Annotated in this window: 12 protein-coding genes; 3 read left to right on the top strand and 9 right to left on the bottom strand. The window is 61.2% G+C overall.

Annotated elements, in window-relative coordinates:
- Window positions 1–21: 21 nt before the first annotated feature.
- The 3 genes from sbcB to AA098_RS05390 all read right to left on the bottom strand — a co-directional run bounded on the left by sbcB (window position 22) and on the right by AA098_RS05390 (window position 2,382).
- A complete protein-coding gene (gene sbcB, locus AA098_RS05400; protein WP_003251919.1) occupies window positions 22–1,455 on the bottom strand; it encodes an exodeoxyribonuclease I in 1,434 nt (477 codons plus the stop codon).
- Window positions 1,456–1,512: 57 nt separating this feature from the next.
- Entirely contained in the window at window positions 1,513–1,872 is a 360-nt protein-coding gene (locus AA098_RS05395) for a PilZ domain-containing protein (RefSeq protein WP_003251916.1), read from the bottom strand.
- A gap of 123 nt (window positions 1,873–1,995) precedes the next feature.
- Complete coding sequence (locus tag AA098_RS05390) at window positions 1,996–2,382, bottom strand: hypothetical protein (protein WP_003251914.1); 387 nt, start codon at window positions 2,380–2,382, stop codon at window positions 1,996–1,998.
- Between the two features lie 180 nt (window positions 2,383–2,562).
- On the opposite strand from AA098_RS05390, the gene pyk reads away from it, so the two are divergent.
- Window positions 2,563–4,017 (top strand): pyruvate kinase, encoded by a 1,455-nt coding sequence (gene pyk, locus AA098_RS05385; protein ID WP_003251912.1) that lies wholly within the window; start codon window positions 2,563–2,565, stop codon window positions 4,015–4,017.
- A 126-nt stretch (window positions 4,018–4,143) separates the two neighbouring features.
- On the opposite strand, the gene groL is transcribed toward pyk, so the two are convergent.
- The 5 genes from groL to AA098_RS05360 all read right to left on the bottom strand — a co-directional run bounded on the left by groL (window position 4,144) and on the right by AA098_RS05360 (window position 8,723).
- Window positions 4,144–5,784, bottom strand: a complete 1,641-nt coding sequence (gene groL, locus AA098_RS05380; RefSeq protein WP_003251907.1) for a chaperonin GroEL — start codon at window positions 5,782–5,784, stop codon at window positions 4,144–4,146.
- 50 nt (window positions 5,785–5,834) lie between these two features.
- Window positions 5,835–6,128 (bottom strand): co-chaperone GroES, encoded by a 294-nt coding sequence (locus AA098_RS05375; protein WP_003251905.1) that lies wholly within the window; start codon window positions 6,126–6,128, stop codon window positions 5,835–5,837.
- A 243-nt stretch (window positions 6,129–6,371) separates the two neighbouring features.
- Entirely contained in the window at window positions 6,372–6,833 is a 462-nt protein-coding gene (locus tag AA098_RS05370) for an FxsA family protein (RefSeq protein ID WP_003251903.1), read from the bottom strand.
- A gap of 65 nt (window positions 6,834–6,898) precedes the next feature.
- Window positions 6,899–7,630, bottom strand: coding sequence for a HugZ family protein (locus AA098_RS05365; RefSeq protein WP_003251901.1), 732 nt, complete (start codon window positions 7,628–7,630; stop codon window positions 6,899–6,901).
- 82 nt (window positions 7,631–7,712) lie between these two features.
- Window positions 7,713–8,723: a DUF481 domain-containing protein gene (locus AA098_RS05360; RefSeq protein WP_012053643.1), complete on the bottom strand. Its 1,011-nt coding sequence runs from the start codon at window positions 8,721–8,723 to the stop codon at window positions 7,713–7,715.
- A 164-nt stretch (window positions 8,724–8,887) separates the two neighbouring features.
- On the opposite strand from AA098_RS05360, the gene AA098_RS05355 reads away from it, so the two are divergent.
- Window positions 8,888–9,241 (top strand): MGMT family protein, encoded by a 354-nt coding sequence (locus AA098_RS05355; RefSeq protein ID WP_003251897.1) that lies wholly within the window; start codon window positions 8,888–8,890, stop codon window positions 9,239–9,241.
- 43 nt (window positions 9,242–9,284) lie between these two features.
- Window positions 9,285–10,832 carry an AmpG family muropeptide MFS transporter gene (locus AA098_RS05350; protein ID WP_003251896.1) on the top strand — a complete coding sequence of 516 codons (1,548 nt, stop codon included), beginning with the start codon at window positions 9,285–9,287 and terminating at the stop codon, window positions 10,830–10,832.
- Between the two features lie 116 nt (window positions 10,833–10,948).
- Here AA098_RS05350 and AA098_RS05345 read toward each other — a convergent pair whose 3' ends face one another.
- Window positions 10,949–12,190 (bottom strand): MFS transporter, encoded by a 1,242-nt coding sequence (locus AA098_RS05345; protein WP_064613915.1) that lies wholly within the window; start codon window positions 12,188–12,190, stop codon window positions 10,949–10,951.
- Window positions 12,191–12,396: the final 206 nt, after the last annotated feature.

Below are 12,396 nucleotides of genomic sequence, written 5' to 3'. Positions count from 1 at the left end.
GGCGTTTTTGTTTACCGGCCATCAGCCGATTGAATAGTGCTCCTGCAATTGTCGAGCATGCAATTGCCAGGCCTCCAACACTCGCCTGCCCGCCTCGTCGGCGCCCTCCCAGGCTTGCTGGCGTGCCTGTTCGAAGTCGCCCAAGGTATTCGGCGCGCCCCACTGCGGGTCGCTCAGGCGTTGCTGGCAGAAGCCATACCAACGTTGCCGCTCTTCGGGGGTCAAGGTTTCAGGGAAGTTACGTGCCCGGTAGCGGAACAACAGCTCCGGCAAACGCGGATCATCGAACATCCAGTGGCCATGGCTCAACTGCGCCGGTTCCAGCGCACGAACTTGCTCGCATAAGCGCCGGTCGCGGTCACCTATAAAACCCTCATACAACTGCTGTTCCGGGTCCTCGCTCGGGGCGAACTCGTCCTTGCCATAGATGTGCTCCAGCTTTTCTTGCCATTGCGCCTGTTGATTGGCCAATTGTTCGCCGCGCGATTGTAACAACGTCAAGTCCAGGCCCAATCGTTGTTGATCGACCGGGCGCAATACCGACAGCGGCGCCACTACCGGGCAACGATTGATCTGCACCAATTTGAGCGGTACCGGTAATTCACCTTCGGCCAATTCATCATGCCGGGTGTACAAGCGCTGACGCAAAACTTCAGCACTTTCCCGCAGTAACGGTAGGGTTTCCTGATGCAGGTCGCAGACAATCAGTGCATTGCGATTACGCGGGTGCCAGGCCAGTGGCAATACGACCCCCAGGTAATTGCGCGCCGCCGAAAAACGCCCGGATATATGCACCAGTGGCTGCAACAGACGGATCTGCTCCATCACTTTATGCTTGCTGCGCAGTTGAAACAGCCAGTCATACAACTTGGGTTGTTTCTGCCGAATCAGGCGAGCCAAGGCAATGGTTGCCCGCACGTCGGAAAGCGCTTCGTGGGCATGACCGTGGTCAATGCCATTGGCCTTGCTCAGCAGCTCCAGACGCAGGCTGGTGCGCCCGTCCTGCTGCGGCCATTCAATGCCTTCCGGGCGCAGGGCATAGGCGGTGCGCACAATGTCGATCAGGTCCCAGCGGCTATTGCCTCCCTGCCATTCACGGGCATAGGGGTCGAAAAAGTTGCGGTAAAGGCTGTAGCGGGTCACTTCATCGTCAAAGCGCAGGGTGTTGTAGCCGGCACCACAGGTACCCGGTTGCGCCAGCTGGGCGTGCACGCGAGTCATGAACTCGGCTTCGCACAGGCCCTGCTCCGCCAACAGTTGTGGCGTGATGCCTGTCACCAGGCAGGCCGCCGGGTGCGGCAGGATGTCGTCCGACGGTCGGCAATAAAGGCTGATTGGCTCGTCGATTTCGTTGAGGTCGAAGTCAGTGCGCACGCCGGCCACCTGCAGCGGCCGATCGCAGCGCGGGTTGATGCCGGTGGTTTCATAGTCGTGCCAGAAAATGCTGGAGGTCACGGGGTCGTCCTGTATCGAGGTCGACCCGATTCTAGCGCGATTCTGAAAAATGAACGTTCAGACGGGCGCGTTCGCGGGGCGGAAGCTGAAATAGTCGCGCAACGAACGTACGAAATCATCGTACTCGCGTGGAGACTGCAGCAGCATGAAGCCCGAATCGTAGTGCCCAGGCGTCTCGTCCTCGCGGCACCACAGGCAACTGGCCGTGAGGTTGACGAACTGGTGCCCGCCGCCAGGCAGCGGCATACGCAGTTGCAGCTCGTAATCAGGCCCGACCAACACGGGCAGCTGGCTGATGACCATCAACCCATTTTCAGAGGCATTGCCTAGCTGACCGATCTCTTGATCGGTAAAGCGGTTGAACACCTTGAGGACACAAGGTAGCTGATGACGTTCGATGTGGCGCTTGTTAAACATGATCGCGAGTGTATTCCGTACCTGATGCCAGGAATACTAGGTACTGGCGGTTGTTGTAACAGCTGAGTTACAGATTAGCGCAGCACGCGCAGCAAATCCCGTGAAATAAACCACACCTTTGTGTTAGCGCCAAGGTACGGTCGTCACCGGGTTGGCCACGGCCGTTTCTGCGCCGCGCAAATGGCCAAGTTTTTCCAAGGTCTGCAGGCGCGCTCGGGCGCGATAGGCATATTCGTTGCCCGGGTACTGCTGGATCAGGTACTGATAGGTCTGCGCCGCGTCCACGTACAACGCCTGGCGCTCCAGGCACTGGCCGCGCAGCAGTGATACTTCGGGGTGGATGAACGGCCGGGCACGGCTGGTGCGATCAACCTGCGACAGTTCGAGCATGACCCGTGCGCAATCGCCGCGGTCGTAGGCGCGGTAGGCATTGTTCAGGTGGTGGTCCATGGACCAGCGGGTACAGCCGACGGCGCTGGCGGCCAAGGCTAAAACGATCAGGGCTCGCATGGGGATCTCCTTTGATGCCAGTGTATCGGCGTTTGCCTGCAAATCTTCACACCCTTTTGCAAGGATACCCTGCCCCGTTCAAATGCCACCCTGCCTTGGTCGCAGGTAGTGCAACGGAACAATGACTACAGCGAGATTCAGGAGTAGCCTTTCGCTGCGCTTCACTATAGGAGTCTGTGCATGAGCATCCGCCGCACCAAAATCGTCGCCACCCTTGGCCCCGCCAGCAACTCGCCGGAAGTGATCGAACAACTGATCCTCGCCGGCCTGGACGTGGCACGTCTGAACTTCTCCCACGGCACGCCGGACGAGCACAAGGCCCGCGCGCGCCTGATCCGTGACATCGCCGCCAAGAACGGCCGCCATGTTGCACTGCTGGGCGACCTGCAGGGTCCGAAGATCCGCATCGCCAAGTTCGCCAACAAGCGCATCGAACTGAAGATCGGTGACAAGTTCACCTTCTCCACCGCCCACCCGCTGACCGAAGGCAACCAGGACATCGTCGGTATCGACTACCCCGACCTGGTCAAGGACTGCGGCGTTGGTGACGAACTGCTGCTCGACGATGGCCGCGTGGTCATGCGTGTCGAAACCGCCACTGCAGACGCCCTGCACTGCGTGGTGATCATCGGTGGCCCGCTGTCGGACCACAAAGGCATCAACCGTAAAGGTGGTGGCCTGACCGCACCGGCCCTGACCGAAAAAGACAAGGCCGACATCAAACTGGCTGCGGAAATGGACCTGGACTACCTGGCCGTTTCCTTCCCGCGTGACGCCAGCGACATGGAATACGCGCGCAAGCTGCGTGACGAAGCCGGCGGCAGCGCCTGGCTGGTGGCCAAGATCGAACGCGCCGAAGCAGTTGCCGATGACGAGACCCTCGACAAGCTGATCGCCGCCTCCGACGCTGTGATGGTTGCCCGTGGTGACCTGGGCGTGGAAATCGGCGACGCCGAGCTGATCGCTATCCAGAAGAAGATCATCCAGCACGCCCGCCGCAACAACAAGGCCGTGATCGTGGCGACTCAGATGATGGAGTCGATGATCCAGAACCCGATGCCGACCCGCGCGGAAGTGTCCGACGTGGCCAACGCCGTGCTGGACAACACCGATGCGGTGATGCTGTCGGCCGAAAGCGCCGCCGGTTCCTACCCGATCGAAGCTGTCCAGGCCATGGCACGCATCTGCCTGGGTGCCGAAAAGCACCCGACCAGCCAGAAGTCCAGCCATCGCCTGCACACCACCTTCCAGCGCTGCGACGAAAGCATCGCCTTGGCGGCCATGTACACAGCCAACCACTTCCCGGGCGTAAAGGCGATCATCGCCCTGACCGAAAGCGGCTACACCCCGCTGATCATGTCGCGCCTGCGTTCGCATGTACCGATCTTCGCCCTGTCGCCGCACCGCGCCACCCAGGCACGCGCCTCGATGTTCCGTGGCGTGTACCCGATTGCCTTCGACCCGGCCGCGCTGCCGGCCGACAAGGTGAGCCAGGCAGCGGTCGACGAACTGCTCAAACGTGGCCTGGTGGAGCAAGGTGACTGGGTGATCCTGACCAAGGGTGACAGCTACCACACTATCGGTGGCACCAACGGCATGAAGATCCTGCACGTGGGTGATCCGCTGGTCGGTTGATCCACGCTTTTCACAGCACAAGGCTCAAGCGCAGCCTTGTGCTGTGAAGATGGCCCGACAGGAATAACAAAAAGCCCCGGTTCTCGCGAACCGGGGCTTTTTGTTGGTGCAGGAGGTAAGGCTGGCTTACATCATGCCGCCCATGCCACCCATGCCGCCCATATCAGGCATGCCAGCAGCTGGCTTGTCTTCCGGCAGGTCGGCAACCATGGCTTCGGTGGTGATCATCAGACCGCCGATCGAAGCAGCAGCTTGCAGCGCCGAGCGAGTAACCTTGGCTGGGTCCAGGATACCCATCTCGATCATGTCGCCGTATTCACCGGTAGCGGCGTTGTAGCCGAAGTTGCCCGAACCTTGCTTGACCTTGTCAGCAACCACGCTTGGCTCATCACCGGCGTTGGCAGTGATCTGGCGCAGCGGGGATTCAACAGCGCGACGCAGCAGCGCGATACCGACGTTCTGGTCTTCGTTGTCGCCTTTCAGGTCGACGATGGCCGCCAGGGCGCGAACCAGGGCAACACCACCGCCAGGCACCACGCCTTCTTCAACGGCTGCACGGGTAGCGTGCAGGGCGTCTTCAACGCGGGCTTTCTTCTCTTTCATTTCAACTTCAGTGCCGGCACCCACCTTGATCACGGCAACACCGCCAGCCAGCTTGGCCAGACGCTCTTGCAGCTTCTCACGGTCGTAGTCTGAGGAAGTTTCTTCGATCTGGGCACGGATCTGCTTGACGCGTGCTTCGATCTCGGTGTCAGCGCCAGCACCGTCGATGATGGTGGTGTTTTCCTTGGACAGGATGACGCGCTTGGCGTTACCCAGGTGCTCCAGGGTAGCGGTTTCCAGGGACAGGCCGATTTCTTCGGAGATGACCTGGCCGCCAGTCAGGACGGCGATGTCCTGCAGCATGGCCTTGCGGCGATCGCCGAAGCCTGGAGCCTTGACTGCAGCAACCTTGACGATGCCGCGCATGTTGTTGACTACCAGAGTAGCCAGCGCTTCACCTTCAACGTCTTCGGCAACGATCAGCAGTGGGCGGCCGGCCTTGGCAACGGCTTCCAGAACTGGCAGCAGCTCACGGATGTTGGAGATTTTCTTGTCGACCAGCAGCAGCAGCGGGCCTTCCAGCTCGGCAACCATGGTGTCTGGCTTGTTGACGAAGTACGGCGACAGGTAGCCGCGGTCGAACTGCATGCCTTCTACGACGGACAGTTCGTTTTCCAGGCCCGAGCCTTCTTCAACGGTGATCACGCCTTCTTTACCGACTTTTTCCATGGCTTCGGCGATGATTTCACCGATGGAGTTGTCGGAGTTGGCAGAGATGGTACCTACCTGGGCGATGGCCTTGGAGTCGGCGCATGGCTTGGACAGGTTCTTCAGCTCGGCAACAACGGCAGCAGTGGCCTTGTCGATACCGCGCTTCAGGTCCATCGGGTTCATGCCGGCAGCGACGGCTTTCAGGCCTTCGTTGACGATGGCCTGAGCCAGAACGGTAGCGGTGGTGGTGCCGTCACCGGCAGCGTCGTTGGCCTTGGAAGCAACTTCCTTGACCAGCTGGGCGCCCATGTTTTCGAAAGCGTCTTTCAGCTCGATTTCTTTGGCGACGGAAACGCCGTCCTTGGTGATGGTCGGCGCGCCGAAGCTCTTGGCCAGTACCACGTTACGGCCTTTCGGGCCCAGGGTCGCTTTTACCGCGTCAGCCAGAACGTTGACACCAACCAGCATTTTCTTACGGGCGGAATCACCAAATTTTACGTCTTTAGCAGCCATGATCGTTTAATCCTTGAAAAACTTTGGAGTAACGGGAAGTCGGGGGGAAATCAGCCTTCGACAACGGCGAGGATTTCGTTCTCGGCCATGACCAGCAGGTCTTCGCCATCGACTTTCACGGTGTTGCTGCCCGAGTACGGGCCGAAAACCACTTTGTCACCCACTTTCACGGCCAGCGCGCGAACTTCGCCGTTGTCCAGGACGCGACCGGTGCCGACGGCTACAACTTCGCCGCGGTTTGGTTTTTCAGCGGCCGAACCCGGCAGGACGATACCGCCAGCGGTTTTCGATTCTTCTTCGCTGCGACGGATGACTACGCGGTCATGCAGAGGACGAAGTTTCATTGTCGATCTCTCCCAAATTGTGGTTTTCATCGGCCGGTTCGACACCGGCGGTTTTGATGCTGTCCGGCGTTGCCGGGGGCGGCCCGCTGTGAGCGAACCACCTGTGTAATGTCTGGTGTTGCCACCAGAAACCTTGCGGTGACCACATACATGAGGCCGCCACATCCAATTACAAGGCTCGAGATAGAAAAATTTTCATCAGGCCAAAAAAAACCGGGGCCGCTTGTGCGGCCCCGGTCCTTTTTACTTGTCGCGGCGCTCGTACTCGCCTTCGATCACGTTCGGGCGGTGGCCGCCATCACGCGGCTGCGCCTGGAAGGGGTCATCCTGGAATGCACGCTGGCGCATGGCCTGGGCCTCGGCACGCTCGCGCATCTTGCGCGCCGCCAGGCGGCGGGTGAATGGCAGCAGGCACAGCACACCCAGCACGTCGCTGATGAAGCCGGGCAGCAACAACAGGCCACCACCCACGGCCAGCATCATGCCCTGGAACATGTCCTCGGCGGGCAATTCACCGCGCTGCAGGCTTTCACGGGCGCGCAATGCAGTCGCCAGGCCGGCCACCCGCATGACCAGTACGCCCAAGGCGGAGCCGGCGATGATCAGCAGCAACGCCGGAAAGAAACCGATTGCCGCGCTGACCTTCACGAAGACGAACAGCTCCAGCACAGGAAAAATCAGAAACAGCAGTAGAAAAGCACGCATCAAGGGTTCCTCGACGGAAGATAACCTTCCAATAAGACCTCACATGGATGCCTGCGCTCCGGATTTCAACCCTCGGCTTGCATCACAAGCGGCCAATGGTCGGCGCGAGCCAGCAAAACCAAGGCCTCGCGGACTTGTGTCGGCGTGTTGCAAGTAGTGGGGAAAGGCAACCAGTGCACGGCCTGGCCGATGCGCAGGTGCATGCCTTCACTGTCTACCCCAACCATCTGCGCCGGTACGTGCCGTGGCAACCCGGTCAACTCGACGTAGTGGGCAATGGCACTGGCGTGATCGCTGTTCATGTGTTCGATCATGCTCCCCTCGGCCTTGCCCGCGAACGGGTTGGCCAAGGTGACATGGTCAAGCCAGTGGATCGCACCGAAGCCGCCGATGTAACGGTGACGCACCGGTTGCAGCACCCAGAAATCGAAGTCGTGGGCCTTGTGGTAGTTGGCCGCATCCGGGAAATAGCGGTAATAGCGCTCGGCGGCGGCCTCGATGACGGCCTCGTCGACCAGCTTGTGCGCTTCGGCCATCACCGTCAGGCGCCCTACCGCCTGCACATCCTCGGCCTCGCGCTCACCCACCAACAGCGAACACTTGGGGTCCTTCTGCAGGTTATGGGTGTGCTGGGCAATGCGGCTGATCAGGATCAGCGGGTTGCCCTGGTCGTCCAGACAGTACGGCACGACCGAACCGAAGGGGTAGCCAGGCATCGACCTGGAATGTGTCGAAAGCACGCCGCGGTATTCCTTGAGCAGCAGTTCCCGGGCGGGGCGGATGGCGTTGGTACTCACTTGAGGGCGGCTCCTGGCGGACGGGTTGGGGACAAGATAAGCATTATCAGCTGCCTGTGCCACTGACCTGCATCCAGACGCCTTACCAGGTAACGCCGAAGCCCGCGGTATAGCGTGTCTTGTCCAGGTCACTTTCACGCGTGCCGGTGATGATGTCCTTCTCCGCCTTGAGGTTCAGCGAGGCCCACTCGGTGACCTTGTAGCGCAGGCCAACCTCGGCATCCAGCGAGTAGTCGGCCACGCCACCCAGCGGCTTGGCGAACTCGCCGTTGGTGAACAGCTGTACGTTCTTGCCGATCAGGTAGCGGGTGTAATCCCACTTCACGGCCGCAGAATAGAAATTATCCTTGCCACCATCCTGATACTCGAAGTCAGTACGGTTGATCAGTGAGCCCAGCGAGAACGCGCCCAGCTCATCGTCCCAGAACTGGTAACCCGGGCCGGTACCCACGGTGCGCTGGCGGGCCAGGTCTTCGATGCGATCACGTTTGTATTCCGCACGCCCCTGCCAGAACCACTTCTCGGTAATGAAGCGGTCCAGCGCGTACTCGGCGCTCCAGTTGTCGGTGGTGGTGACGTCGTCCTTGGTCTCGCGGTTGTACTCACCCTCGGCGTTGTGCCGCCAACGGCCATGACGGGCGGTGGTCTTGAAGCCCACGTCGTAATCGTCGGTGTCGTTCTCGGCGCGCTTGTAGTCCAGTGCCACGTCGACATTGCCTTTCCACACGAAATCCTCGACCAGCGGCTTGGGCTTCATGATCTGCTCGATACTGGCCAGCTCCACCGTCTTCGGTGCCTCGCCATTGGCCAAGGTCACCTTGCCTGGCTCTGCCGCCTTGAGCGACTTGGCTTTCTCTCCGCTGTAGGCGTCCTGCTTGACCAGCATCTCCTGGTCGCTTTCCAGCGTCTGGACCTGTTTCCAGTCCAGGGCGATGGACCCACCATAAGGGGTTTCCAGCAGCAGCTTGCCGCCATCGAATACCTTGATCTTGCCACTTAGCCGGTCACCGTTCTTCATCCACACAGTGTCGGCGAACACCGGAGAGGCACACAGGGAAACAGCAAGAAGGCACAACAAGGATCTAGAATTCATAAACGGGCTTTGTTTGCGGACTATGGGTTCGATTTGACGAAAAAGCCGGGCATTATCCAGATACCCAAGACCAGAGCAAGGACAGACCGGGAGTATGCCGTTGAGTTCAACTCTCATTTACCAGACCACCGGTCCGGTTTCATCTGCAGCCCAAGGCGGGCGAGATGTCTGATGGATATGAGCACGCCCTCGATTCGGCCGAGGGCCGACGAACGGCGCTGTATTCAGTACTGGGCCAAGTGCCACCCGGCAAGGTCGTGAGCTATGGCCAGCTGGCCGAACTGGCTGGGCTTGGCCGTGCGGCGCGCTGGGTTGGGCGCACCCTGGGGCAGTTGCCTGCAGACACACGCCTGCCTTGGCACCGGGTGCTCGCTGCGGGTGGCCGGCTGAGCCTGGCGCTGGGCACCCCGTCGGGCGATGAACAACGGGCGCGGTTACGCGCAGAAGGTGTGAATGTAAGCAACAATCGTGTGGATATGACGCGCCATGGCTGGCGCCCAATGGAGCACAGCGGTTAGAGTGCGCGCTTTGTTTTCGAAAACTTGAGGCAGATGTTGGCCCATGCCCCGTAAAACCTGGCGCGCTGCGCTTGCTGCCTATGCCAGCCCGTCAACATTGGTACTTTTGCTACTCGGTTTCGCCGCCGGCCTACCCTACATGCTGGTGTTCTCGACCCTGTCGGTATGGTTGCGCGAAGCCGGCGTTGCCCGTGAAACCATCGGTTATGCAAGCCTGATTGGCTTGGCCTACGCCTTCAAGTGGGTCTGGTCACCGCTGCTCGACCAATGGCGCTTGCCGCTGCTTGGCGGCCTCGGGCGCCGGCGCTCGTGGCTGCTGTTGTCGCAAGCGCTGGTGGTGATCGGGCTGGTCGGCATGAGCCTGTGCGACCCGCAACAGCATCTCTCCTGGCTGATTGCCATGGCCGTACTGGTGGCTTTCGCCTCGGCTACCCAGGACATTGCAGTCGACGCCTACCGCCTGGAAATCGCTGACGACCAGCGCCAGGCCGCGCTCGCTGCCAGCTACATGGCCGGCTACCGGGTGGCTGCCTTGCTCGCCACGGCCGGTGCCCTGTTCTTCGCCGAGTGGTTCGGCTCTACCGGCTTCAGCTACCTGCACAAGGCCTGGGCCGGCACTTACGTGATGTTCGGGGTGATGATGCTGCCCGCCCTGTTCACCACGTTGGTCATGCGCGAACCGCCAGTGCCCATGCGCACCCAACTGTCGGCAGCGCGCTACGGGCTGGTGCACCAGATGGCTTCGGTGTTCGTGCTGATCATCCTGCTGGTCTCGGTACCGGCCAGCTTCACCCAGATGTTCAATACCGGCTGGTCCAGCGTGGTCTCCGGTGATGCCACGCCGCTGGACCTGCTGCTGGAAGACCGCGCCTTCCTGCGCCTGATCCTCTACGTGCTGCTGACCTGGGCCTGCCTGTCGAGCCTCGGCCGCCGCGGCCTGGCTCCCGTGCTGACCCCGATCAACGACTTCATCACCCGCTACCGCTGGCAGGCTCTGCTGCTGCTCGGCCTGATCGCCACCTATCGCATGTCGGACACGGTGATGGGGGTGATGGCCAACGTGTTCTATATCGACATGGGCTTCACCAAGGACCAGATTGCCAGCGTCAGCAAGATCTTCGGCCTGATCATGACCCTGGTCGGCGCCGGGGTTGGCGGCCTGCTGATCGTACGCTTCGGCATCATGCCCATCCTGTTCATTGGCGGCGCGGCCTCTGCCGGCACCAACATCCTGTTCCTGATGTTGGCTGACATGGGGCCGAACCTGGAAATGCTGGTGGTGACCATCTCGCTGGACAACTTCAGCTCCGGCATGGCTACCTCGGCCTTTGTCGCCTACCTGTCCAGCCTGACCAACCTGAAGTTCTCGGCGACCCAGTACGCGCTGCTCAGTTCGATCATGTTGCTGTTGCCGCGGCTGATCGGCGGGTATTCGGGCGTTATTGTGGAGAAGTTCGGCTACCACGACTTCTTCCTGATCACGGCGCTGCTGGGGGTGCCTACGCTGATCCTGATCGCCCTGCAGTGGCATCAGGAAGCCGGGCGGGGAACGCCGGTGGCGGACGACCACTCGGTGGCTGAGCGGCCCTGAAACTTTGTATTGCCTGTGCTGGCCTCTTCGCGGGTAAACCCGCTCCTACAAGGCGGCGCGGCCCTGTGTAGGAGCGGGTTTACCCGCGAAGAGGCCGGCACAGGCAATACCACTTATCAAGCTACAGCCCCTTCCCCAGGCCGCCCCCCCACCACAAACCACAGCGGCCACAGCGCCAACGCCCCCGCCACCCCCGCCGCCAGGGCAAAATGCAGCAAGCTGGCACCGGCGCCAATCATCGCCAGCAGCGCACCGCCGAGCCCCAGCAAGGCAATGGTGATCATCCCCAGCATGGCCGAAACCAGCCCCTTGCTCTGCTCACTGGAGAACAGCGTCATGCGGTACAGCACCGCATTGGCCACGCCCAACCCCAGCGCATACAGCGACATGCCAGCCGCCACACTGGTCACACTCGGCCAGTACCAGGTCGCCAGCACCATCAGGCACAGGCCCGCCAGGTATGGCCAGAGCGCACCACGCACCAGGGCTGGCAGCGGGTAGCGATCGGCAATGCGGTTGATGATCAGGTTACCGAGGATCAGCCCGCCAAAGACCGGCAACTGCCACAAGGCATACTCCAGGGTACTCAATCCCTCATCGTGAATCAGCAGCACCGGCGACAGGCCAATCCAGCCAATCAGCGGCAAGCCGACCAACCCAAGGGCGGCGCTGCCTGCAACGAAGCGGCGGTTGCCCAGCAGTTGGCCATAGCCCGCCAACAGTGGCAGCAGGTGAATCGGCGTGAACGCCAGCCGCGAGCCGTCACGGCGCTCCACGCCCAGGGTTTCCGGCATCAGCCGGTACAACAGCAGCCAGGCCAGCACCGCGCCGATGGCGAACGCCACGAACAGCCAGCGCCAATCCAGCCATTGCAGCAGCAAGGTGCCCACCAGCGGCCCGAGCAGGGGCGACAGCAAGGCGATGTTGGCCAGCAGGGCCATCATGCGTACAGCATCAGCTTCGCTGAAAGCCTCGTTCAGGGCCGGGTAGCTGACCGTGACCACAAAGCCCAGGCCAATGCCCTGCAACAGGCGCAACAGGTTGAACAGGCCGATGTCCTGGACCCAGAAGGTGGCCAGGCAGGCCAGGCCAAAGAATGCGCAACCGACCAGCAGCAGCGGGCGCCGTCCATAACGGTCGGCCAACGGGCCGATCAGCCATTGCAGTACTACGCCGCCCAGCAGGTACAGGTTGAGGGCATGGGGTATGTATTCGGGGCTGGCATCGAGGTCACTGACCACGACCGGCATGGCCGGCATGACCGCGTCGCTGGCCAGGTAGGTCAGCAGTTCGAACAGGGCCAAGGTCAGGCCGAACAGCAAGGCACGCAGAGGGGTGACATACAGCAGTGGTTTCATGATGGCGTATCGGGTGTGGCAGGCGGGATCACGCTATATGCCAGAAATTGTTGGAAATTGCTGTGAGCAAGTGTAATCAGGGTAGGAAAAAGCTGGGGCCGCTTTGCGCCCCTTCGCGGGCAAGCCCGCCCCTACGAGGACATGCGTGTCCTGTGTAGGAGCGGGCTTGCCCGCGAAGGGGCGCAAAGCGGCCCCGGCTTCAACGC

Source organism: Pseudomonas sp. JY-Q, assembly GCF_001655295.1.
Lineage (GTDB): Bacteria > Pseudomonadota > Gammaproteobacteria > Pseudomonadales > Pseudomonadaceae > Aquipseudomonas > Aquipseudomonas alloputida.
The sequence above is the reverse complement of the archived record's forward strand: the minus strand, read 5'-3'. Positions and strand labels throughout refer to the sequence as shown.

Coding starts and splice junctions, on each gene's coding strand:
- AA098_RS05395 (WP_003251916.1), bottom strand. CDS start 1,872: ATGTTTAACAAGCGCCACATCGAACGTCATCAGCTACCTTGTGTCCTC.
- AA098_RS05390 (WP_003251914.1), bottom strand. CDS start 2,382: ATGCGAGCCCTGATCGTTTTAGCCTTGGCCGCCAGCGCCGTCGGCTGT.
- pyk (WP_003251912.1), top strand. CDS start 2,563: ATGAGCATCCGCCGCACCAAAATCGTCGCCACCCTTGGCCCCGCCAGC.
- groL (WP_003251907.1), bottom strand. CDS start 5,784: ATGGCTGCTAAAGACGTAAAATTTGGTGATTCCGCCCGTAAGAAAATG.
- AA098_RS05375 (WP_003251905.1), bottom strand. CDS start 6,128: ATGAAACTTCGTCCTCTGCATGACCGCGTAGTCATCCGTCGCAGCGAA.
- AA098_RS05370 (WP_003251903.1), bottom strand. CDS start 6,833: ATGCGTGCTTTTCTACTGCTGTTTCTGATTTTTCCTGTGCTGGAGCTG.
- AA098_RS05360 (WP_012053643.1), bottom strand. CDS start 8,723: ATGAATTCTAGATCCTTGTTGTGCCTTCTTGCTGTTTCCCTGTGTGCC.
- AA098_RS05355 (WP_003251897.1), top strand. CDS start 8,888: ATGTCTGATGGATATGAGCACGCCCTCGATTCGGCCGAGGGCCGACGA.
- AA098_RS05350 (WP_003251896.1), top strand. CDS start 9,285: ATGCCCCGTAAAACCTGGCGCGCTGCGCTTGCTGCCTATGCCAGCCCG.
- AA098_RS05345 (WP_064613915.1), bottom strand. CDS start 12,190: ATGAAACCACTGCTGTATGTCACCCCTCTGCGTGCCTTGCTGTTCGGC.